Source organism: Nostoc sp. C110, assembly GCF_043099725.1.
Classification (GTDB): Bacteria; Cyanobacteriota; Cyanobacteriia; order Cyanobacteriales; family Nostocaceae; genus Nostoc; species Nostoc muscorum_A.
On the sequence record NZ_CP171148.1, the window covers coordinates 2,204,255 to 2,227,827 of the forward strand.

The window sequence follows — 23,573 nt, forward strand, 5'->3', positions numbered from 1 at the left end:
TCCCGAAATCGTAGATAATCTACCATTTGTATTCAGATTTATAGTGGCATTGTTTTTATTAAATAGTTGTTTTATATTTCACGCTTTTGTATCCCCTTTGTTGCAGCCTTGAGTTTACCTACCAAAGTGTTCATTGCAGATTCCTGTGGCTGACGTGGCATTGGTTTTTGCTGTCCAAAGCCATCAAATAATTCATTGAGTTTGACGCTGACACCCAAATATGCGCCACCTGCGGAACGTGTTCCTGAGAAATCCCGATCATCAACTTTACCAAATACATATCCAGCAGAAACACGCAGGTTAGGCGTGAGATAATAACCTGTTTCGACAACAAAGCCTGTTTCGCTGTAGCTAGACTGACTAATTATACGAGCCTCACCCACCAAATCCCAGCTATATCCCAAACGATAGGTAGCGCGTAATTGGCCCAAATTTACTGTGCTAGTACCAGCTAAATCGCTGGCTATGTAAGAAGTGCTATTACGCAAGGCATACTTACCATAGAATTCCCATTGCCAGTTAGGAGCATAAATAGCTTCTAAAGCAAAAGTATGGTCTTCGGAACCTGTACCACTACCTAAAAGGATGGTGTCAGGAATAGTTGATGGATTTTTGCGATATTCATAACGCAATAAGGCATTAAATTTATCGCTATTGGGGTCACGATAAGCTAGTCCCAATTTTAAAGTAGCTGTGTCTCCTAGTCCTGAAAGCTTTTGATTGGAAGAACCAGCTTGTTGATAACGTACCAACGCTGTAAGAGCCGGAGAAATTTTACCCGCAGCACCTGCGGTAATTACTGTATTACTACCACCAGAAGAAGAACGATGTTCGTAACGGGCGCTGGCTTGAAACTGCGGATTATCAGAGTATTCCAGCCCCACACTGTAGCTATCGCCACCATCAAATCCGATCGCAGATGCTGATTGACCAAAGGCGAAGGGTTGGGCATATTGTTGACCCGCCGCAGTCCGTCCGAAGAAGTTGCCAAATACGTGTTCGTAAGCAACATTCAGCCGCAATCCCGAAGCAATAGTCCAACGGTTATTTAGACCAATCGCCCCTTGGGTAGTCATTTCATTTGCACCACCCAAAATTGAGTAACGACCAGTCAAGGTAGTATCCGATCCAAGTTTGTGTTCACCGTTGACACTCAAGCTGGTGATGGAATTACCCGAATATTGACCACTAGTGTAAAACTGTTGGGCCAAACTGATATTTACACCAGGAATTGCTGCCCAATTTAGCCCGAAGATGGTACGGTCTGGGTAAACACTATCTTTTTGGGAAGATAAACTGATTTCATTTTGGGCTTGGAAAGTCAGATTTTTAGCAATAGGAACTGTAAAACGCGATCGCAATTGATCAGAAGTACCACTGAGGGCGCTGTCGGGAATGCGGTCTTCCCGATGACGATGAATCCAATCCAAATCAATAATGGCACTACCCAGACGTTGTTGAATCCCGGCGGAAATTGTCGTTAAGGAATTATCAACTTTACTACCAGGTATCGACTCATAACGGGGTGCAAACAGTTCTTCAAAGGTATCTAAGGGTTGGGGAGCAATGACGAAATTGTCTTCGTGGTCGTACTGCGCCCTGACGTTTGTGGTTGAACTGAGTTTAGCTGTAACCTGTGCTCCATAACGGGTTTGTCCTGGGACAAAGCTGATAGTGGCATTATTAGCAAAACCTGTATCGGCAAAGCGATAATAGGCACGACCTTGAATCCCGTTAGTAATTTGTCCCTCAGCTTCCAATCGGTAAGCTTCACCACTAACCTTTCCTACAACATCAGAATCATTAGTGGAATGGGCATATTCTGCAATTAACCTACCTTGATTACCCAAAGAAATCAGCGCATCTGCACCATAGAGTTGAAAGTCACGTACTCCCTGATTTTCTTGGACATAAGTTGCTCCTATCCAACTTTCCTGGTTAAGTTTGCGGGAAAGGTTATATTGCAAACGACCAGCATAGATATTGCTATCAGAATCTTCGCTGTCATATTGATAGCTAACAACAATTCGGCGTACCAATACTTGTCCGGTTTGATCGATATCGGTACGAAGGATAGGTTCGCGGAATAATAAAGTACCGCGATCGTAATCGATTTCATAGTCTGGGCCACGGTTAAGCTGTTTTCGTTCTAGTACAGTCCCAGGACGATTGAGTTCTTCTAACTCAATAAAGACATTTTCACTACCTGGTTGTAGTATTCTGCGAGAGAGGAAGTAATAACCGCTAGTACCATCGGGAGCAATAGTATCTCGCTGGAAAGCTTCTAAGTGGTTGCCATACAAACCTGTAACTTGTAGATTCCCTAAGTTGTAATTAGCTTTAAAACCGTGGAGTTGTCGGGTGATAGAAGTAAATTGCTGCGATCGCCGCGCAAATTCTTCTGTATTGTAGTCACCCCACATGGCATAATCAGGATCGGCTCCGGGGATACCAGTTGAACGCTCCAAACGCACATATAGGCTGTCAATGGAAGGAGCAACGACATCAACTTGCGAGCTATCGCCGTAAACAGGATAATTTTGCTCGCTGGATTGGTAAGTTCTAAACAGGCGATTATCGCAGTTGCAATCTTCATTGAGGTTACGAGAACTGTTGTATGCGCCTGTAAACAACCATTCTCCGATCGCACCAGTGGCAAATATCGCCGAGTGGAAATCTAATTGCGTTCTGTTATCTTTGTCAGGCGGCAGAAAATCACGGAAACTACCGTAATAATCTGTACCTCTAGCGCCCAAACGTAAATCTATTACGCCAGTAACCAAACTCGGACGCAGTGATGTTTCAAATTGTAGTTGCGTAAAGGCTTCTAAATTATTAGCGATGGCACGAATGGTGACAGTTTGGGCTTTGAGTTGCGATCGCAACTTAGCCGTAAATTGCCCCGCTTTCGCCTCTACTTGAAATCCGGGTTCATCGGGTTTGAAGTCTTTGCCAACCAACTCCCCAGCAGTAGGTATCAAAGTGATAACAGCATCCCGATTAGAGCGATTACCACTTGCATCGATCAGTTGACCCCTGATTGTAGCTGTAGAACGTCCATCCGCCGGGATACGAGACTCAACAGTTTCTAAGGTTAGTTTCTGTGGCGCTCCCCGAACTACAACTTGCACCGTTACAGGAGGTTCTGTCCCTCCTACTATTTGTGCAGAGATGGTGTTATTACCTTCTTTTAACGAAACACCATACCATGTCTGCGTTACTAAATTAGTATTGGCATCGCTTTCTGTTCGTCCAATTGAGGAAGGATCTACTAATACACCATTAGACCGTAATTCTACTGTACTTCCAACGGGGAATTGCACAATCACTGTGGTAGCTGGAACATCCACAATGTTGTTAGCTGTTGGCATCAGGAATTTTATTCCTGTGGAGATGGGGGAAGTAGGGGGAATTTTCTTATTTTCCTCAGTTACTCCAGCTATTTTGCGTAAGCCTCTAGGTAATTGAGCAGAAAACGCTGGTTGAAATGCTTGTATTTCCGTTGGAGAAGTTTGAAGCTCTATTTTTGTGTCTTTGCGTTCTTCATTCTTGATTCTTGCTAGTTTGCGTAAGCCTCTGGGCAAATCAACAGAAGTTGCTGGTTGAAATGCTTGTATTTCCGTTTCACTGGGCTGAACATCTGGAATTGAAGTATTAGTTGAAGGAAGTTCAAGAGGTAGAAGTTGCTTGTCAGAACTTCCTAAAGTATGGGGAGAACTTGAATCCATGCTTTTTTCAGCAACTTTATTCCCATCCGCTTGATCCTCATCCTGGTTTTTCACCTTATTTGGAAAAACCAAACCTTTAGCTCCCTTCTCTTGTAAAAACCTACCGTGTACACGCAAATCGGAGTTACTTTGAGATCCGGGTTTTACCCCCCTTAATCCCCCCTTGGAAAGAGAGGAAAGAAAATCTAGTTCCCTCCCCTTTCCAAGGAGAGGGTTAGGGTGGGGTAATTCGATAACTTGTGTGTACAGCGTAGCTTGTAAGGACGAGGAAGAATTCAAAGCCTCTCCTGTCTTAGAAGAGAGGTTTTCTAGATCCCTTGAAAATTCAGGATCTTCGACACCCTTGTCTGCTTGTGAAGGCGAATCGGGGAAAAAAAGATTTTCATTTGTAGGTTCTGCCTTAACTATGGCAGGATACAAAACGAGGCTGAGAGCTACTGGCATCACCCCCATCATCTTCAGGTTGAAAATAGTTGTATGGTGCAGTCTGGGTTTCATTTTTTGACTGGCTCCTGGAAGGCGGGGGTGACAGCGAAATTCATACGTACCAAGCCACCAGGTTCTAAACGCACTAAGCGAGATTGGCTATTCCGTTCACGGAATTTTTGGTTGGGAGCTAGGGTGTAACCCGGTACACTGCTGAGGTCTAGTACACCTGTATGACTTCCTGGTAAGACATTAGCTAAGGAGAACAAACCATTCGGATCTGTGGTGATGCGGTTTCCGTCCTCCAGAAAAATCACTGCATTGGGGACTCCAGGTTCACCAGGTTGTTGTTCACCATCAAAGTTTTTATCAATAAACACGCGACCGATAATCGTGCCACAATCAGAAACGATTCCTGGACGAATTTTTAACTGGTGCGTTGCTGGGCCATCCTTGGTGCTAAAACGGTTATCAGCTCGTTGAGCATTCACGATCGCACTATTGCGACCGTTACCACGCACAGCATCGGCTGTTAGTTGAGCCGCGTAAGCAATATTCAGAGTTTTTCCCATAGGAACTGTTACATCTGTGCGGAATGTCACCGTGTTTCCATTGCGTTCTGAGGTGATAGTAATTGCTTGACCATCTAACTCACCCCGCACAGATTTAGGTAAAAACTGGAATCCTAAAGGTAAGTTGTCGGTAACAAATATATTATTCAAACCAGCATCAGCAAGGTTTTTTACCAAGATCCGGTAGATTACCGTATCTCCAGGTTCAGCCGTAGCGCGATCGCCTGTTTTGATAATCTGCAACTGATTAGCTTGGCACAGATTTGTACTGAATTCAAAGGCTAATAAGTCTAGTCCTACTACTTCTGCATTCGGAACTAAGACAACTGTTTGCTCTACCCTAGTCTCACCTGTAAGGCTAATTGGTTGGCCATCTAGAGAACTAGCGATATATCGCACAATATTATTACCTTGTGTGCCAGTGGTACCAACGATTTCAATCTTGATCCGCCGTTGCTTGTAGATAGAATTTGGCGGTGGATTAACTACAAAAATATAAGTTCTACCTGGATCAGTTTGACCCTTATTCGGATCGAGTAGGAAATTGTAGACACCCGCAGGGTTATTGGTAACGAAGTAGGGGTTACTATTCTCGGTATTTGGTGACTTACCGCCAGGAACGTTGTTATTAGGAATATCGGGTAACTCTGTTCGAGTCAAAGAAAGCAAACCGCCTAATTCTGTACCTGTTGGGTCGCTAGGGTTAGATTCGTATACGCCAACTGAAAAACCTGTATAGTCAGGCAAAATAGTACCAGCGCAACCTAATATCCGGCCTAATGGATCGACTAATGGGCTAGGACTAACATTAAGCTGACTAGAAGTTCCGTCATATTTTTGATTATTAGCAGAGTCTGTATAAGTATAAGTAGCTTGATTTATTAATGGCAAAGACACACCCAGATTGTTAGTCTGTTGTGCGATCGCTGGTATAGATATAGTAGTTTGCAAAAAACTCCCCAGAAGAACAGTAGCTGTTAACCTTTGATACCAGCTACTTCTATAAGTAATTTGTTTTTTCTTTTGAGGACGGCTCACTGAACATATCTCCTCTGGAATGCCACTTTTTTTGTTAATAAAAGCACTTGTTTATCTATCGAAGATCCCTCCGATTCTCCTTATAAAGCACGTTGTTTTTCGCTCTTGACTCCCAAAAAAGTCGCTACAGGCGGGTGATATCAGGGATAACGAATCAGCGAACTTGGACTTGATAAATAGCTTTAACCGTTTTCTTGGCCGGAACTGATGGCACTTGCAAACGGATGTGGGTGTAAACATTCGCGGGTGCTGGTTTTGTTTCCACTTTCCCGCCAGGAAGAGTAACTTTAACAGTAGGATTTTCGACAAAGCTGCGTCCGCCATCAATGCTGTAGGTTACTTTAGTCTCATTAGTGGCGATCGCAGATTTCAGTATGTATACCATTCCTTTAGGAATTGGTTGATTGAGAATCAAATTCTTTACGGGGCGATCGCTCTTATTTTCGCCACTTAATGTATATCGCAGCACATCTCCTGGTTGCACCACAGCTTGACCTTTTAAAGGTTGCCATGTCTTGCTTTGCTTACCCTGCTGATCCTGTGCTATCACTTGCTTCTCAGCTTCTAAGCGCAATTGTATTTGCCCTTGAGTTTTGACATTTTGGGCAACAGCACTGGTAGAATGCCATAGAGAAGCGATTCCTGGCACTTGGCTAACAAATGGCACTGTAACAATAAGTGCGATCGCTCCTAAACTTGCAAAAGAAAAACGCTTCATATCAATAACCTCAAAAAACTTTCATAATGCCGATTGCTGATTTATCTTTCCCTGTTTTCGCTGGGGAACAATCATTTTGTAGTTGGCACTTTAGGATTAAAGCACCAGCTACAAATACAGATGTGCCATACACCCCTCTTTGCAAATAAAGAGGGGTGAAATCAAACTATCTAGTTAACCTTGCGTTGGAAGATAAATGTTCTTTGAACACCAGGTGCAATCTGTCCAGTAGCAGTATTTACATACTTTGTGACATCACTGTTTAGCGTGGTTCCGGTTTGATCGATACTAGAGTTAGTAGCTGGATTACCATTGAAGAACTGGATCGTTGAAGCCCCAGAATCCTTTGCTGAACCAACAATGTTGCTAGTATCAATTTGAGTGTTATTGTCATTGTCTAGCGCCCAGTTGTTGCCCCCTGCTGTACCATCTTCAGTAATCACAACTTTGTCAGCGTTCAAAATCACGTTACCAGTTCCTGATTGAACATCAGAAATATTTGTGTATTGAATTTGGTACTCAATAATGTTTCCTGGAGCAGGATTCTTCGGAGTGATACTGAATGTGCCATCAGTCCCTTGCACTGCGGGGCCACTTCCTTGTAGAACTCTTGACATTTTCAACAGTTTTAAGAAGCCAGTGTAGACGCGATCAATGGAGATGTTTGCAACTTCACCAGTATTAACTACACCATCATTATTACTGTCAATAAAGGCTGTAATGGGTACTGGGAAGCCCTTACCAATATCAGTCGATAGTTGCGTACCAGGTGGTAAGTCAACTTCTACACCATAATTAACAATGCCACCAGCAAGAACACCAGAGACTTTAATTGGTGTATTACCTGGTGCTATGGTAAAAACACCAGTACTACTATCGTAAGTATAAACAGCAGATTGACTGTTATAGCTAACAGTTACCTTTGTATTATTTGGCAAATCTGTAAATGTTGCTGGTGCGGTTGGCACTATTGTGATGTCGTTAGTGGCAGTACCGTTGTTCTTAATTGTGTTAGTGAAGCCAACTGATTGTGGGTCAAGCGTACTACCCGGTGATGTGTTAGGAGGAACAAAGGAAGATTTGTTGGTAAAGTCATCGTTGGTTAAACCCGATGGCCCAGTAGCATCCGGTGCATTATTCGGCCCGTTTAAAACTGAGTTTGCCTGGGCAACTGAAACAGTATAAACGTTGACATTTCCTGTAGGAGAATTAGCACCTTGGTTGTTATTGCCTGTGTCAACATTACCGGGAGTAGTGGGATAATAGCCAGCGTCAGGTGTAGTAGGAAAGGCTCCAGTAGTGGGGTCAATATTATCTGGGTTTTGATCGCCTGAATCGTCGAAGAGTAGGGGGCTAGCTGGATCGCCAGCAGTTTTACCGAACACTTGAGCGATGTTGTTAACATCTGTCGCTGTCGTTCCTGTGATTCCAGTGGTCGTTACTTGTACTGTAAAGCCTGTAACGGTTGTCCCAGTGGCAACTGAAGAGATAGAGCTAGGATTGTTAATAAAACCAACCCGTCTAACTGTACCGCCTGTTACTTGAGTTTTGTCAGTTTTCCACAGAGCTTGATCAGCAGTTGTAGTTGCGGGATCTTCGCCAGCATAAACCACTATCCACCCTGAAGGAGCAGTTGGAGTCCCATTAAGAGTTGTGGATGCTGGAAGTGCATCAGAAACTAAGATGCGAGGAACAAGACTACCATCTACATTGATATTTGTACCAGCTAAAGCTGCTGGTGTGAGCCCCCGATTGGTTACGTCATTGCTCTCAACTCGCAAGCTTAAACCATAAGTCAGTACATCATCATTGAGTACGGAAGTATTCCCAGGGTTATAGGCTGTGCGAGTTTTGAGTATTGTGGCTAGAGCAACGGTTTTAACAGTGTTACCCACTTGAATTTGCTGGGTAATACTAGATTCTCGTGTACCGTTAACTGGTGCGCCAGGAACTTCCCCACCACCTGCATTATCAGCGTTATCTACAGTGTAAACGTCACCACCATCAGGATTACGCGGTTGGTTTTGGGCATCTCCAGGAGTATTACCAAGGGTAACTTTAATTACGTCACCGGATTGAGCGCCAGTTTGTACAGTCACTGGCACACGCACCAACACAGTACCGCTAACCGGAATTGAGGCTGTATCTACACCACCTGCTGTTACGTTTGTCCAAGTTGCACCACCGTCAGTACTGTATTGCAGTGTGCCACTAGCTGGTGTTACCCCATTTTTATCAGCAGGAAGTACACCAGAAACTGTACCAGGCCCGGTTGTTGTTGCTTGGTTGGGAATATGGAATTTGGTGGGGTCGTTACCTACGTTCGTTAGGGTGTAGGTGTAAGTTAGTAAGTCATTAACTCCAACAGCACCACCATTGTTATCTGTAACACCAGAGGCAGTGACGGTGATTCCAGCAACTTCTGCCACAGTGACGGTTACAGTATTAGAAGTGGCATTTATAGTTGTTCCTGGTGCGTTGGGATCTTCGTAGGTAGCAGTCGCTGTGTTACTGATAGATTGACCACCAGCTGTCCCGTCAGCTAGTACAGGTGCAATAAATTGGAAAAGGCTGCTAGTTAATAATGCTGTTGCTACTAGAGATTGATAGCATTGGCGCTGCTTGTTGACAGATTGTTTTCGGTTTACCATGAAAGTAGTTTGTTTATTTGCTGAACTTGTATCTTGGGTTTTGAGACAGGATAAAGTTCGGCAATTCCTTAAAGAATTACCGACTAACTTGCCCAAAGCCTTAAGGTTTTGGGCGCTGCATATATGAAAAGTTAATTTATTGACGACTCCTGAAAAACTACTAGATTTAGGCAATAGGCAGAAAATTTATTGCCTACTTGTTTTACGCTCACTGTTGATTATCAAGGTTAGCAATCGCAAATATAGGTAATTTACTAGTGTGTTCTGCTGAATCTTTCGATGTAAATAGCAATGTAGCTTTTATACCAAAAAAAAACTTCCGTATAAACAAGTAACTTGTTTAGCGATGAGTGAACGCATAAAAACTGAAAAATTAACTTTATTTTGGCAACACAGATAGAAATTGTAGTGTTTGAAATAGAAGCAAAACATCCTACAAGCTATATATCAAAGCTCTTTTGAATATTTGCTGCTATGCATACATGATACTGTGTGTAGTTATTTGTCTAATGAAATAAAAAATTAAGTCAGTGATCTCGATCACCAAGTAAAGCGATCTTAATTTAATAAAATGCAAATAGCTCATGGATGTGATGCAATTTAATCATATCCATGACCAGCGTTTACACTGAGTAGCGGAAACTATTATCTGATTTCAGACTAAGCAAGTCTAAATATAAATACTAAGTTTGACAATTACGTATATAAAAATTTTACAGTAATTATTTTTTTCAATACCAGGGATACCCGACTAAAAAGGTCGGGTATGTTTGACTGGTATTTTTACTCGTGTTACTATCAGGCGACAGTGACAGACAAACAGGGAAAGCTAGTTTATGACTCAGGCAATCAAAACCCAAACCCAAACCCAAAGCAGCACTGCCTACTTTCAAGCTTTAAAGTGTAAAGAGTGTGGTGCCGAATATGAACTCAAAGCCAGTAATGTTTGTGAGTTATGTTTTGGGCCTTTAGAAGTCAAGTATGACTACAACGCTCTCCGTCTGACTGTCACTCGTGAAACAATTCAAGCCGGGCCCAATTCAATTTGGCGCTACCGTCCCTTTTTGCCTGTCGCAACTGACAATGTTATAGATGTGGGAACGGGGATGACTCCCTTAGTTCGTTCTCACCGTCTTGCCCGTCGCCTGGGTCTAAATAAGCTTTATATAAAAAATGATGCGGTTAATATGCCCACCCTTAGCTTTAAGGATCGGGTAGTATCAGTTGCTCTATCAAGAGCGCGAGAGTTGGGTTTCACAACCGTTTCTTGCGCTAGTACAGGTAACTTGGCAAATTCTACAGCGGCGATCGCAGCTCATGCCGGTTTAGACTGTTGTGTGTTCATCCCCGCAGATTTAGAAGCCGGTAAAATTATCGGTAGTTTGATATATAGCCCAACGCTGATGGCCGTCAAGGGTAACTACGATCAAGTAAACCGTCTCTGTTCAGAAGTTGCCAATACACATGGCTGGGGTTTTGTCAATATTAATCTGCGCCCTTATTACTCTGAAGGTTCCAAGACGCTAGGTTTTGAAGTTGCTGAACAACTAGGCTGGGAACTACCCGATCATGTTGTTGCTCCTTTGGCATCTGGTTCGCTATTTACAAAAATTTATAAGGGTTTCCAAGAATTTATCGAAGTTGGTTTAGTAGAAGACAAGAAAGTCCGTTTCAGTGGCGCTCAAGCAGAAGGTTGTTCACCGATTGCTCAAGCTTTCAAAGAAGGACGCGACTTTATTAAACCAGTTAAACCAAATACAATTGCGAAATCCCTAGCGATCGGTAATCCAGCAGACGGTATTTATGCTGTGGAGTTAGCTCAGAAAACTGGTGGTAACATTGAATCAGTCAATGATGCAGAAATTATTGATGGCATCAAGTTGCTGGCAGAAACCGAAGGCATCTTCACAGAAACGGCTGGTGGTACAACCGTGGCCGTGCTGAAAAAACTGGTAGAAGCTGGCAAAATTGATCCAGATGAAACTACCGTGATTTACATCACCGGCAATGGTCTAAAAACCCAAGAAGCAATCCAAGGCTATGTTGGTGAACCCTTGACTATTGATGCTAAACTGGATAGTTTTGAACGCGCCCTAGAGCGATCGCGTACTCTTGATCGCTTGGAATGGCAACAAGTTCTCGTTTAGTTAGCAGTTAGGAGTTATGAGTTTTTTATTCATCACTCCTAACTCTTAACTGTATTCCTAACTCTTCACTTTGTACTTTTATGGCTGTAACAGTTTTAGTTCCTACGACTCTTCAGAATTTGACTAATAATCAAGCTACCCTAGAATCCAACGGTAGCACCATTGCTGAATTGTTGGATTCTTTAGAACAAAGCTTTCCTGGGATTAAATCCCGCTTGTGCGATGACGAAGGCAAGCTACGTCGGTTTGTAAATTTTTACGTTGATAGTGAAGATATCCGCTATTTAGATGGTATTAACACAGCCCTAAAAGATGGCGATGAAGTAAGTATTGTCCCTGCTGTTGCTGGTGGTTAATACAGAGAACATCAAATAAAGTAAAAGACTTACCAAATAAACCTTTGAGAAATTAACTGATTCTCGGTCTGAGACTGCGAATCAGTTAAAAACTTAGCGATCGCCTGAGATAATTTGAGAGAGTGTCAACGCTTAACTTTTACTTGATCTCGTCGCAGAGATGGCGATCGCTCTTACTGACATTCGGGTTATTCTTTAGATAGTCATACAGCCAATCACAACCACGCTCCAGTAAGCTATCTAGATTTTTAAGATGATTTAGCTCATCCAAATTCCAGAGAATTATAGCCCCATCAGCACTGCCCAAAGCCAGAGTTTTACCATCGGCTGAGAAATTCGCGCTTAATAAATGATCGCTGTGCCCAGTCAGAGTTCTCATTAAATGACCGTCGCGTGTCCAAAGTTTTACAGTCTTATCATCACTAGCTGTTGCAATCATCTTACCGTCAGGTGAAAAATTCACGCTATTCACTTGATCAGTGTGCCCCTGCAACTTTTTGTACCAGCGAAACTCGCCCTTGTCATCCTGCTTCCAAAGTATCACCGTCTTGTCATTACTACTAGTGGCAATCATATCGCCACTAGGTGAGAACTTAACGCTCAAAACCCAACTGTTATGCCCGTTTTTCCCTGCGAGAGTTTTGTAGATGTGAAACTCGCCCTTATCGTTTTGCTTCCAAAGTTTCACCGTGTTGTCATCACTAGCTGAGGCAAGCATCTGACCGTTTGGCGACCAAGCTACAGCCCTTACCCAGTCCTGATGCTTGTTGAGAATCTGAGGTTTGATGCCATCTAGCCGCGATATTATTACTTTGTTGTCCATACTACCCAAAGCGATGAACTGACCGTTGGGTGAGAAATTCAAGTCTAATATCTTATCGCTTTTTGGAAAAAGGGTTCTCAGTAATTTACCGTCACGGTTCCAGAGTTCCACTGTGTTATCATCACTAGCGGTAGCAATTGTCTGACCATCAGGTGAGAAACTAACGTTATCGCTATGCCCCTCAAGAGTTTTGTCTAAAGTACCATCGCGCTTCCAGAGTTTCACTGTCTTGTCACGGCTGGCTGAGGCAATTATTTTGTCATCAGGTGAGAAATCTACCTGATTAACCCGATCGCTATGACCATTGAGAATACTTACCACACCACTACCATACTGAATCTTCATCGTGCTGTCAGCGCTAGGAGAAGTAGGAATTTGGGCGTTGTGTAAGCAACTGGTATTACCAACTTGCCAAAGTTTCATCGTACCGTCAGCACTGGCAGAAATTAGGATTTTACAGTCAGGTGAAAACCTGACAGCATAAACTCCATTGCTATGTCCTGATAAAGTTGTGAGTAAAGTACCGTCAGGCTTCCAAAGCTTTACAGTCTTGTCGTCACTAGCTGTAGCAATCATCTTACCGTCGGGTGAGAAAGCCACACTATTAATTCCATCTTTATGTGCTTTAAAATTTTTTAAAGGAGTTCCGTCTCGATTCCAGAGTTTTACTCTGTTGTCGTTACCAGTCGCAGCAGCACCACCAGCAGCCGCCGCAATTGTCTGGCTATCGCTTGACCAAGCAACATCCCAAACAAAGTCATCATAGCCTTCTGTTGTGTGTAAAAGCTTACCATTGGATGTCCAGAGTTTCACAGTTTTGTCTCGGCCACCAGTCGCAATCATAGTACCGTCAGGGGAGAAAGCCACACTATTGACTCCATCTTGATGCGCTTTAATCGTTTTTAATAAAGTGCCATCTGGCTTCCAGAGTTTTAGTGTACTGTCCCGACTTCCTGTAGCAATTGTCTTACCATCTGGCGAGAAATCGATACTATAAACTCCCTTATTTTCGCTACTATTTACTCCATCTTGATATGCTGGCAGAGTTTTTAATAAAGTGCCGTCCCGCTTCCAAAATTTTATGATGCCCTGGAAATCGCCTGAGACAATTGTTTGATCGTCAGGTGAGAAACTCAAACCTAAGACTTTATCTTTATGTCCTTCGAGCGTCTTGTACACGCTACCATCTAGATTCCAGAGTTTTATAGTATGGTCATAACTAGTTGAGGCAATCAACTTACCACTATGGGAAAAAGTTACACCCCAGATTAGAGCCTTGTGTCCTTCTAAGCGATCGCGCTCTACTATCCAGTAAACTGATTGCTGTAATGCCGCTATAACTTGGGTACGAATTTCAGAATCGGTTTTTCCCCAGTCTGTAGCTTGGAGTTTTTTACCTGCTTTAATGGCTTGTTTAAGTGCTTCAAACCTTTGATTTGAAGCAAAAAGGGCTTCCGAAGCTTTACTAATCGCAATTGTCTCAGCTTGTTCTGTCTTTTGCCTTTCAGATTCTGCCCGCACTCCCAATCCTACAGCTATAACTGCCAGAATGGACATTATAGTGACTCCTGCGATCGCAAAATTTAGTTGTCGTTTTGCATCATTGCGTTGTCGCTTAAGAACACGATTTAGTTCTGCTTCAGCGTGTTGCCGTTGTTCCTTTTCCTTTTTCTGTTCCTCTAATTTTCTTGCTTGTTGTGACTGCCGGATAAAAGATACTAGATAATCATGAACCAGTTGATATAGGTTAGCAGGGTCTTCAGGTATATTTAACACCAGACCCGAACCAACTAAAATCTCTAAAACTAGATTTAGCTTTTCTTTTTCTGAGACAATATCTGCTGTTTTTAAATCTTCCGCTAAATTGTCAGAAGTTTTGAAGGGACGAGTACCTTTTTCGTCTGTTAATAAATATAAAACTACTCTGGCACATAGTTCGTTTTCAGAACCACAGTCTTTAATAACTTCTTCTAAAAATCGCTCGACTAGTTTTTCTTTTGTCCCTGACTGAAGATATTGTTCTAAGGTTGTAATTTTATCTGTTTGAAGTTGCGAACCGACGATTTGTAACTCAATCGGGCGTACCTCACCAAGTTCATCTGATAAATCTTCTACCAATTGATCAATTAACTCAGGCTCTAAGTAAAAGTGGGTTTGTTCTGTCAGACTTTGGACAACAGATTTGGCATCTTTTGAAGAGAAATTCCCTAAATAATAACGGATATCCTTATCTAAAATATTGTTATTAATTGCTCTAAAATTCAGCAAGCGATCGCATTCTAATAAATAATGCAAATAATCTTCTCTCAAACAGAGAATAACCTTAACATAAGGAATATCCAAACAAAGTTGCAAGAACTTATAAAATAGCTGTCTTTTACTTTGGTCTGTATAAACAAAGAAAAATTCTTCAAATTGGTCAAAAATTAAAACTGTTAACTTCCGCTCGGATTTTTTCCGCAAACTTTCACAGATAAATTCTATTGAATTACTAGATGTATCATTATCTGCTAAACACTTTGCCAATATCGCCATCCAATCTGTATAAACTCGTATGACAATAGGTAATACATCACGTGCATCTATTGATTTTAGTTGCAGTGTTGGTACTAGTCCGCCGTTCAAAATTGAACTTTTACCTACTCCCGATTGACCATGAAATACAGTCAATTTATGGTCAGTCCGGCTCATTCGCTTCATCAACCGATTGACATCTTCTTGCCGACCAGAAACAGCAATTTCTTGAGCAACTTTTATGAGATTTTCTCCTTGCACTAGTGCTGGGTTAATTACCTCATGCCGAGGAATTAAATAAGCTGCCCCAATAAAAGCACGAAAACCATATTGATGTTCAATTTTAATTTGCTCTTGCTTAATCTGAAAAGCTGCAAGATATTGACATTTCTGATAATAAATACTTTGTAACCTCTCCAAAATCCGAATGTAAAGCTCTGGATCGTATTGAGGTTTAGTTTCTCTTCTTGCAGCTTCTAAAGTAGTTAAAGCATCTTCCACCTTCTTAAGCTGCTGTAGCGCTCTGGCTAATGCAAATAAATACCAACCTTGATGATAATATAGCACCAATTCTAAATTAGCTTTCGATTGGATGGATTGGTTCCTAGCTACAATAGAAAGCGCTTTTTTGGCAGCTTGTTTAGCTTTATCCCAAGCAGACTGAGAAAGTGCTACTTCGGCGATAAATCCATAAGCTCTTGCTTTTCTAAACCAATCAGGATAAGTTTGATATAGAGTTAAAGCTTTTTGAGCAACTACTTCTAATTCATCCCACTGCTGAAGCTTTTGTAGTACTTCTCCCAAGGCGTTGATAAATCTTGCTACCAACTCAGGACGATTCGCCTGCTCAAATATTTCGAGACATTTGTAATAATAATTTTTAGCGTTCGAGCAAGAATTTTGTTGTTCTGTTAAATGCTGCACGGCGTAGGTACGCCACCATAACCCCAAATTGTATAGTACACAGCCTTGCTGTTCTAGTTTAGAACTCTGTTGCAAAAGTGCGAGACTGCGTTCATAATGCTGGCGTGATTGTTCCATTGAAACTGCATCTCGACCCAGAACAAATTCCAAACTGGCTTCTAGTTCTGCGTCTAACTTCACACCCCGCTTTTGCAGTTCAACTTGTGCTAACTCAAGTTCTACGCGGTGTGGCGAACCGATTGCCAAGTTGATTGCGGAATTATCGAGAAATTTTCCTGCGCCAGCATCTAAAACTTGAGCAAAAACTGATTCAGCAGTTTGTTTGATAAATTGAACTAAATCAGCAGTTGCGATCGCAAAATGAATTATTGTGGCCCAATTCTCAAAATCTGTCGCTAATCTGATCAGCTTTTGCAGAACTTGGTCATTAACCAGTAACATGACTGGGAACGGGAAGTTTTTTCTAAACTCCTCCCGTACTTGGTTAGCTGAAGTTAGAACTGTATCGATATCTTTAACCGATTCCAAACCAAAAACCATTAACGCTGATGGCTGTTCATCTCCCAATTTTTCACCTATAGACGTGTAAAGAGTTTTCACTGACACGGGTAAGGTAATTTCACGGATTTTAACAGGAGATAGTTGGTGTAAACGTTGTACTATATCTTGACGGAAAGCTGCATAGTTACAGCGCAGCAAAGTCAGTGAAAATTCTCCCTGAGAAAGGTTAATTGCTCGCACCAAAGTTTGCAATGAACGTTCATTGTCAAAGGGTAAATTTTCTGGCTCTTGCTGATTAATCATAATGTACAGCAGTTTTTTTTGTATGAAGTACAAAGGCTACGGGTTTGGAGGCAGGAAGAACGACGGACAATTTTTGTTAGTTGTAAAAAGCTGTAGTTGTGAAGATGACAACTGACACGGCTCCCGGACTTGTTGATATAGCTCCCGGACTTGTTGATATGGCTCCCGCACTTGCTGATATAGCTCCCGAATTTGTTGATACAACTCCCGGACTTGCTGATATAGCTCCCGCACTTATTGATATAGCTCCCGGACTTGTTGATATGGCTCCCGGACTAGTTGATATAGCTCCCGGACTTGTTGATATAGCTCCCGCACTTGCTGATATAGCTAACGTTATGAAATTTGACAAAATACCTCATAAGTTAGGCGTACAACTCTACCTCCCTACAGCCGATTTATAACCTAAATTCCTTGGCTTCAGCCAAAATCGGATTGATATCAAACCAAGAACCATCCTCATTCCGGTATTCAAATACAAACATACTGCGGAGCAAAAGTTCGTATCTTTCGTGACCTCTTAAGCTTTTCTCTTGCGTTACCTCACGTAGTAATTCCCATTCATCGGGTGTAATTGCCAAAGTTAGCTCATTGCGGCGTTGTTTAATCACCCTATCCACACACTCCCGCGACAGAGGTGGGTCTTCTTGCTGAAGACAGCGAAATAATAACATCAGCAAATTACGCAAATGACCGCCGCTAACTAAACAAAGTCGCTCTAAAGTATCAGGACTATCAAAAACCTCGGTAATTAAATTCTGACTTTGTTCCCAACTGACACCAGGAAAAGCCCTCGCCATGACCATCTGTTGTAGTAGCGTAATTCCTTGTGAAAATTGTGAACCATCTTGCAATTGCACAGGAACCATCGGCAAAACCTTGGGGTCTACGCCAAATCGATTTGTTAACCTTCCTAAGGCGTTGGAAAAAATCAACACTAGGGGAATGGTATAAACAACATGACAATTTAGCTGGTTTAACTGTTCACCACGTTCTACAAAAAGATATTCTGGCTGGTAATAACCCGAAGGCTTCAAAGAATTATCCACTCTGTCGAGATTATCTATAATTACCACCAGTCCTTGTTTACCTTGCTGCTTGAGTTTTTCTACAGCAGGCTTGAGCAATTCTTTGTTAATTGATTCTAAAATGCCATTGGTGCGTGGTTCTAAATATTGCCGTAACTGGCCGCGGAGTTTGGGACTATCTTTAGTTTTGGCAGTAATTTTGGCAATACCCACAGATAATTCAGCCTCCACCCCAATGTCTAGTGGCGTTTGCAAAAACTCAGAAATTTCTGCAAATAGATTTTTAAAGTATCCTGGTTTGAGGTTGATTTTGATTGCTTCTAAACTTTGACTCACCTCACGAGCTACTGCTAGTAAAATATCTGTAACATCAATATCAGCCATATCCAGGCTTTGGCTAGACTCGAAATAAACCACATGAAATCCCTGTTGCTCTAACTCTGCCTTTAGCCGCAGTAACTCAGTGGATTTACCACAGCCAATATGTCCGGTAAATAATTGACAGGTAGGTTGTTCTGGTGCAAGGCGGGTGATAGTTCGCCCAAGTTCTTCAATAATCTTGGCACCACGAACTTTAGAGAAATCAATATAATATTGTCTATCCTCCGGTTTGCTCACAACCAGAGTTTTACTGGGGTTGCAAGCTTGAAAAAACCTGACTAAATCTAGTTTCATCACAAATCACCCGAAATTAGCCTGATACTCTTGCCATTTCAGTGATTATACAGACGATAAAGCGGCTATTTCGGAAAAAACTTCTTCAAGGCGACTGATTAAGGACTTCCATAAAAAACGTGAGTTCGACAGACCTCTCCCTGCCTTGAACTTGCGTTCAAGTCTGTCCCTCTCCGACTCGGAGAGGGACAGGTTTTGCGTAGTAAAACCAGGGAGAGGTCTTTTGGGTGGACATGATATGACCCAATACGGTTCAGTTAAGGCTAAAACTATTTGTCAAAGTCAATTTTTTAACGTAGACGCTTCGGCTTGCCGCAGGCTACCACAGAGGCGCAGAGGGCACTGAGAGAAGAAAGAAATGCTGTATTGTGATATTACCAGTCGAACTCACGTTAAAAAAATATCCAAATAGTAGAGGCGCACAACTGTGCGCCTCTACCTGTGGTTTTCTGCTTTTACCAAAAGAGGACAAAAGTAAATGCACAACGCAGCTAGCAAACCTCTACAATTTCAACTTTTCACCCCGAATTGAATAATCTAACAACTCCATCGGGTGAATGACTGAAATATTCTTACCTTGTAACTGCAAATGCTTCGTAATTTGCAAAGTACACCCCGGATTAGCAGAAGCAATTAACTCAGCACCAGTATTCAACAAATTCTGTACTTTTTGCTGACCCAATTCTTCAGCAACTTCTGGTTGCAGCATATTATAAACCCCAGCACTGCCACAACATAAAGCCGCATCTACTGGTTCTCTCAACTTCACCCCTGGAATTTGTCGTAATACCTGACGCGGTTGGACGCTAATCTTTTGACCATGCAATAAATGGCAAGCATCTTGATAAACTAAATTCAAAGGTTTATCAGTAAGTGGCGACAGTTTTGCTGTTATACCAACAGTTGCCAAAAACTCTTGAGCATCTTTAACTTTAGCTGCAAAATCTTTCGCCTTTTGCCGATATTCGAGGTCATCTTCTAAAATATGACCGTATTCTTTCAAAGTATGACCGCAACCAGCAGCATTGATAATTACAAAATCGACATCAGCCTTGGCAAAACTATCAATCATCTGCCTTGCTAAAGCTTTTGCCTGTTCTGTTTGCCCTTGGTGTTCGGGAAGTGCGGCACAACAACCTTGAGATTTGGGAATCACAACTTCACAACCATTCGCCGTTAAAACCCTCACTGTTGCTTCATTCACAGGAGAGAAAAACAGCCGTTGCACACAACCCAAAATTACCCCGACTCGATAGCGCTTCTCACCTTTAGCAGGAATCACACTAGGCAGATTATCTTGAAAAGATTTGAGGGTAATTTCTGGCAGAATTGATTCCATTGCTGCCAAACGGGGCGATATTTTATTGAGTAAACCTGTAGTACGAAAGAATTTAGCAAACCCCAATTTTTGATAAACCAACAACGGAACTAATAAAAACCGTAAAAGATTGGGATAGGGAAACAGAGAAAATATCAGTTGACGAAAAAATTGATCTGGCAAACTGCGGGGATAATTTCGTTCAACTTGGTGACGAGTTGCAGAAATTAATTTGTCATACTGCACACCAGAAGGACAAGTACTCACACAAGCAAGGCATCCCAAACACGAATCAAAATGTTCTACGGTTGCCGTATTGAGAGCAATTTCACCCTCATTAATTGCATCCATTAAATAGATGCGTCCTCTAGGTGAATCCATTTCCTTCCCCAGCACCCGATAACTGGGACAAGTAGAAAGACAAAACCCACAATGTACACAACTATCAATCAACTTTGGGTCAGGCGGATGGCTCTCATCAAACCCCTTTAAATTCTTTAAACTAGCCGTATTGTTAACAGCATTTTCTGAAACTTGCATAATTTTCTTTCCCCTCTCTATCTCAGCGCACTCAGCGTCTCTGCGGTTTATTTCTTAAATTCCACCCACAAACCGACCAGGACTTAAAATATTCTTACTATCAAACTGTTCCTTAATACGGCGCATCAACGGCAAAACATTCCCCGTATAACCCCAAACATCTATTTGTTCTTTAACCGCCACTGGTGCTTCCAGAATTGTTAAAAAACCTCTATTGAGTTGGGTGGAATCGCGCACCTGTAAAACTTGATTTTTATCCTCTAATTGTAACAAACCTAAACCACTACTTATATGAATTAAACCAAACTCTACCTGAGCCAAAATCTCTATAGCAGCAGTAGGCAACACTCCTATTTTGCAGGTAATTACAGATTCTGTGGCAGAAAAATGTATTCGTTCTTGCAATCTCTGCCATAGACTAGCTTCATCAGCATCAGCAAAAATTGCCCCATTTAAACCTAACTTTTGACCTACTTCCAAAACTCGGTTTGACTGTTCTTTAACACTCTCACTAATACTCTGAAAACGGGCAATTAATCCCAGTCCTTGACCCAAACCTAAGCTAGACACCAATTTAGTTGATAGCAAATCAGCCTGAACTGGTGTTAATGCTGAACCTCTAAGGATATCAGCCGCTTGGGATACAGCCTCAGCACTACCAGTTAGTACCACCGTCCCCGATGCCTCTGATAGCGGATATACACGGAAAGTTAGTTGACTAATCAAGCCCAATGTGCCATAAGACCCAGTAAGCAACTTCATCAAGTCATATCCCGCAACATTTTTAACTACTCTTCCCCCAGCTTTGGCGATTTCTCCATCAGCACGAACAAAGGTAACACCTAGTAACTGGTCGCGCACACTACCATAACGTTGCCGCAGAGAACCTGTATCACCTGTGGCAACAATACCGCCAATAGTTGCTGATTCCGGTGCTGTGGGGTCAAGGGCGAGAAATTGCCGCGATTTTGCCAAAAGTGCCTGGAGATCCGAGAACTTCATTCCAGCTTCTACTGTGACAGTCAAATCGCCAACAGCATGTTCAATCAGTTGATTGATGCGTTCTGTACTAACTACGACATCAACGCTCTTAGCTAAACCACCCCAGCTAAGTTTACTGCCACTACCACAGGGTAGGACGCGCCAGTTGTGACTGTGAGCTTTGGCGATGACTGCGGCTAGTTGTTGTTGGGTACGGGGATAGACGATACAAGTGGGAGGTTTTCCAGAAGTTACAGCCTGTTGGATACGTTTTTGCTGGCCTATTTCGATATTTTCCCAAAGGCAAACAGCATTTTCTTCGCCGATAATAGATGCAAAATCAGTAGCGCACACGCCTTGCGGCTTGTCGTTAGATATCGCTTTCATTGAGTTTATTTTTTTACGCTCTACATCTAATTTACTGGCTAACCTGACCAAAAAAGCGTATTGCCATTAATATACGGTGGCTGTAGATGCCTAGGTTGGGCTACGCCAATACGAAGCAAACGCTACTCATTTGCAATAAACAACGCTTGTAGCGAATGATATACCAATATTACCAACCTCAGAAATTATTAAAATCTCATTAAATGTTTACTTAATTGTCTAAACAGTCTTAACTGTCCTTGCATTTTCATTAAAAGAGTAAGAGTATATTTATAGAAAATTACTTTAATTTTCCTTAACCATTAAGTTGATCTAAATACATAAGTTCTTCGCACTCTACTTAATGGTTAAGTTTGCTTTTTTCTCATTGATTCAATAAAGCGGAACCGAAAAATTAGACAATCCATTCTAAAACTAGAATTTCAGGTGGGATGAAACCATGAATATATTTAAGTACATCAAAAAGGCGATCGTTTTTGCCCTGGTTGTGTTTAGTTTAAGTTGGGCGCTTCAAAGCCCCAGTTACGCAGCAGGTTTAGAAGGTAAATGGAAGCTTACCTCCTTAAACAATTCTCCTGTTTCCGAACAGTTTAATATTACAGTCGCATTTGATCCTAATGAAAGTAGAATCACAGGTAATGCAAATACAGGCTTTGCACCTGTGCCATACTTTGGCTCTTATAAATCGACAGAGAATACAGTCGAACTACTAGGGCCTGTAATAAAACCACTTATATATCTTGGTGAAGAGGGGGAGAAATATTTTTCTACACTAAATTCAGCCGAGTCTTATGATGTAAAAGATCAAAAGCTAACAATTACCGATTATTCCGGTAAAAAGTTGAGCTTTGTTAAAGCTGAATAAACTTATGATGTTCTTGTAAGCGGTTCCACATTTAAATTGCATATACTGGGCGGGCAGGATGCCTACCCCACAAGAGTTATATTTAATTCGATTATGCAAATTAGATGTTTTTTAGCTTATTAAGAGCGATCGCGCTTTGGTTGGGTAAGGTATTAGCCTTATCCAACCTATTTTATTGGGAACTTTCTTATATCTTGGCGGCAATTTTAAAATCTCAAAAGAAAAAGTAGTAGATTAGTTAAATTAACTAATCTACTACGGGTAGAGTTAGGAGACAATTGTGATATCTATAGCAATGCTAAATTAGTTGTAAAAATTATTTTTTATTTAAACTTAGACGCAAAGTGGTGAGACACTCCGGGTGTTATTTTAATGGGATTTTATGCAATTTGATTAACTTTTAAAAAAGGTAGCAGATGGGGAGAAATTACCCATCCGCTACAAGTAAACGGAGGTATAAACTTGATTATTTAATTGGCATGAACCAATTCTTGAGGCGCGGCGGCATCATAAGCTACAGCTTTAACAAATTCTTTGAGGACATCTTTGAGCCTTTGGTCAATTTCTTCATCTAAGATGACACTGTTATCGGCTTGCCGTTGAATTTGTTTGTCTACTGCATAAACAGTAGCTAAGATATGCCGCGCTCCTAATTCAGATAATACAGGTTTCAGAGCATATTCAATTGCCAATAAATGAGCGATCGTTCCACCAAGGGCAATTGGTAATACGGGTTTACCTGTCAATGATTTTTGTGGGAGCAAATCTAGAAATGTCTTCAGCACTCCTGTGTAAGCAGCCTTGTAGATTGGGGTGGCAATAATTACACCATCTGCCTTTGCTAATAAAGCTTTTGGCTGTTCTAAAGCAGGGCTGTCGTATCGTCCAAAAACTAAATCTTCAGCAGGTAAATCCCGAACTGAAATAATGTCTACATGCAAGCCTTCTTGTTGTAAAAGCCTGGCGCTGTATTCGACCAAACCATAAGTTCTAGATGGATGGGTTGGGCTACCTGCGATCGCTAAAATATTTGTCATTCAATTAAATTCCTATGTATTAATGGGAATGGGGAATTGGG

The 23,573-nt window shown here is 41.8% G+C and carries 13 protein-coding genes; 4 read left to right on the plus strand and 9 right to left on the minus strand.

Annotation, left to right across the window (positions count from 1 at the left end):
- Positions 1-71: 71 nt before the first annotated feature.
- From ACFFRD_RS15040 to ACFFRD_RS15055, 4 genes are all read right to left on the minus strand, one after another.
- The gene (locus tag ACFFRD_RS15040; RefSeq protein WP_392482165.1) at positions 72-4,226 is read right to left on the minus strand and encodes a TonB-dependent receptor; all 4,155 of its coding nucleotides are present in this window, start codon (positions 4,224-4,226) and stop codon (positions 72-74) included.
- A complete protein-coding gene (locus ACFFRD_RS15045; RefSeq protein WP_392482166.1) occupies positions 4,223-5,764 on the minus strand; it encodes a hypothetical protein in 1,542 nt (513 codons plus the stop codon). Before ACFFRD_RS15045 ends, ACFFRD_RS15040 begins: the two co-directional genes overlap by 4 nt.
- A 154-nt stretch (positions 5,765-5,918) precedes the next feature.
- Positions 5,919-6,482 (minus strand): hypothetical protein, encoded by a 564-nt coding sequence (locus tag ACFFRD_RS15050; protein ID WP_392482167.1) that lies wholly within the window; start codon positions 6,480-6,482, stop codon positions 5,919-5,921.
- Positions 6,483-6,652: 170 nt separating this feature from the next.
- Complete coding sequence (locus ACFFRD_RS15055; RefSeq protein WP_392482168.1) at positions 6,653-9,133, minus strand: beta strand repeat-containing protein; 2,481 nt, start codon at positions 9,131-9,133, stop codon at positions 6,653-6,655.
- 836 nt (positions 9,134-9,969) lie between these two features.
- Here ACFFRD_RS15055 and thrC point away from each other — a divergent pair.
- Both thrC and ACFFRD_RS15065 read left to right on the plus strand, forming a co-directional pair.
- A complete protein-coding gene (gene thrC / locus ACFFRD_RS15060) occupies positions 9,970-11,280 on the plus strand; it encodes a threonine synthase (protein ID WP_190936907.1) in 1,311 nt (436 codons plus the stop codon).
- Between the two features lie 80 nt (positions 11,281-11,360).
- Positions 11,361-11,636: a ubiquitin-like small modifier protein 1 gene (locus ACFFRD_RS15065; RefSeq protein WP_114083352.1), complete on the plus strand. Its 276-nt coding sequence runs from the start codon at positions 11,361-11,363 to the stop codon at positions 11,634-11,636.
- Between the two features lie 139 nt (positions 11,637-11,775).
- On the opposite strand, the gene ACFFRD_RS15070 is transcribed toward ACFFRD_RS15065, so the two are convergent.
- Positions 11,776-16,701 (minus strand): tetratricopeptide repeat protein, encoded by a 4,926-nt coding sequence (locus ACFFRD_RS15070; protein ID WP_392482169.1) that lies wholly within the window; start codon positions 16,699-16,701, stop codon positions 11,776-11,778.
- A gap of 104 nt (positions 16,702-16,805) precedes the next feature.
- Between ACFFRD_RS15070 and ACFFRD_RS15075 the strand changes: the two genes are divergently transcribed.
- Positions 16,806-17,105, plus strand: coding sequence for a hypothetical protein (locus tag ACFFRD_RS15075; RefSeq protein ID WP_392482170.1), 300 nt, complete (start codon positions 16,806-16,808; stop codon positions 17,103-17,105).
- Here ACFFRD_RS15075 and ACFFRD_RS15080 read toward each other — a convergent pair.
- From ACFFRD_RS15080 to ACFFRD_RS15090, 3 genes are all read right to left on the minus strand, one after another.
- Complete coding sequence (locus tag ACFFRD_RS15080; protein WP_392482171.1) at positions 17,100-18,404, minus strand: P-loop NTPase fold protein; 1,305 nt, start codon at positions 18,402-18,404, stop codon at positions 17,100-17,102. The two genes, ACFFRD_RS15075 and ACFFRD_RS15080, sit on opposite strands and share 6 nt — an antisense overlap.
- A gap of 502 nt (positions 18,405-18,906) precedes the next feature.
- The gene (locus ACFFRD_RS15085) at positions 18,907-20,262 is read right to left on the minus strand and encodes a (Fe-S)-binding protein (protein WP_392482172.1); all 1,356 of its coding nucleotides are present in this window, start codon (positions 20,260-20,262) and stop codon (positions 18,907-18,909) included.
- A gap of 54 nt (positions 20,263-20,316) precedes the next feature.
- Positions 20,317-21,630: an FAD-binding oxidoreductase gene (locus tag ACFFRD_RS15090; protein ID WP_392482173.1), complete on the minus strand. Its 1,314-nt coding sequence runs from the start codon at positions 21,628-21,630 to the stop codon at positions 20,317-20,319.
- A 439-nt stretch (positions 21,631-22,069) separates the two neighbouring features.
- Between ACFFRD_RS15090 and ACFFRD_RS15095 the strand changes: the two genes are divergently transcribed.
- On the plus strand, positions 22,070-22,495 hold the full coding sequence (locus ACFFRD_RS15095) for an META domain-containing protein (protein WP_392482174.1): 426 nt from the start codon (positions 22,070-22,072) through the stop codon (positions 22,493-22,495).
- A 470-nt stretch (positions 22,496-22,965) separates the two neighbouring features.
- Here the strand turns inward: ACFFRD_RS15095 and ssuE are convergent, their stop codons facing one another.
- Positions 22,966-23,532, minus strand: coding sequence for an NADPH-dependent FMN reductase (gene ssuE, locus ACFFRD_RS15100; protein WP_174709571.1), 567 nt, complete (start codon positions 23,530-23,532; stop codon positions 22,966-22,968).
- Positions 23,533-23,573: the final 41 nt, after the last annotated feature.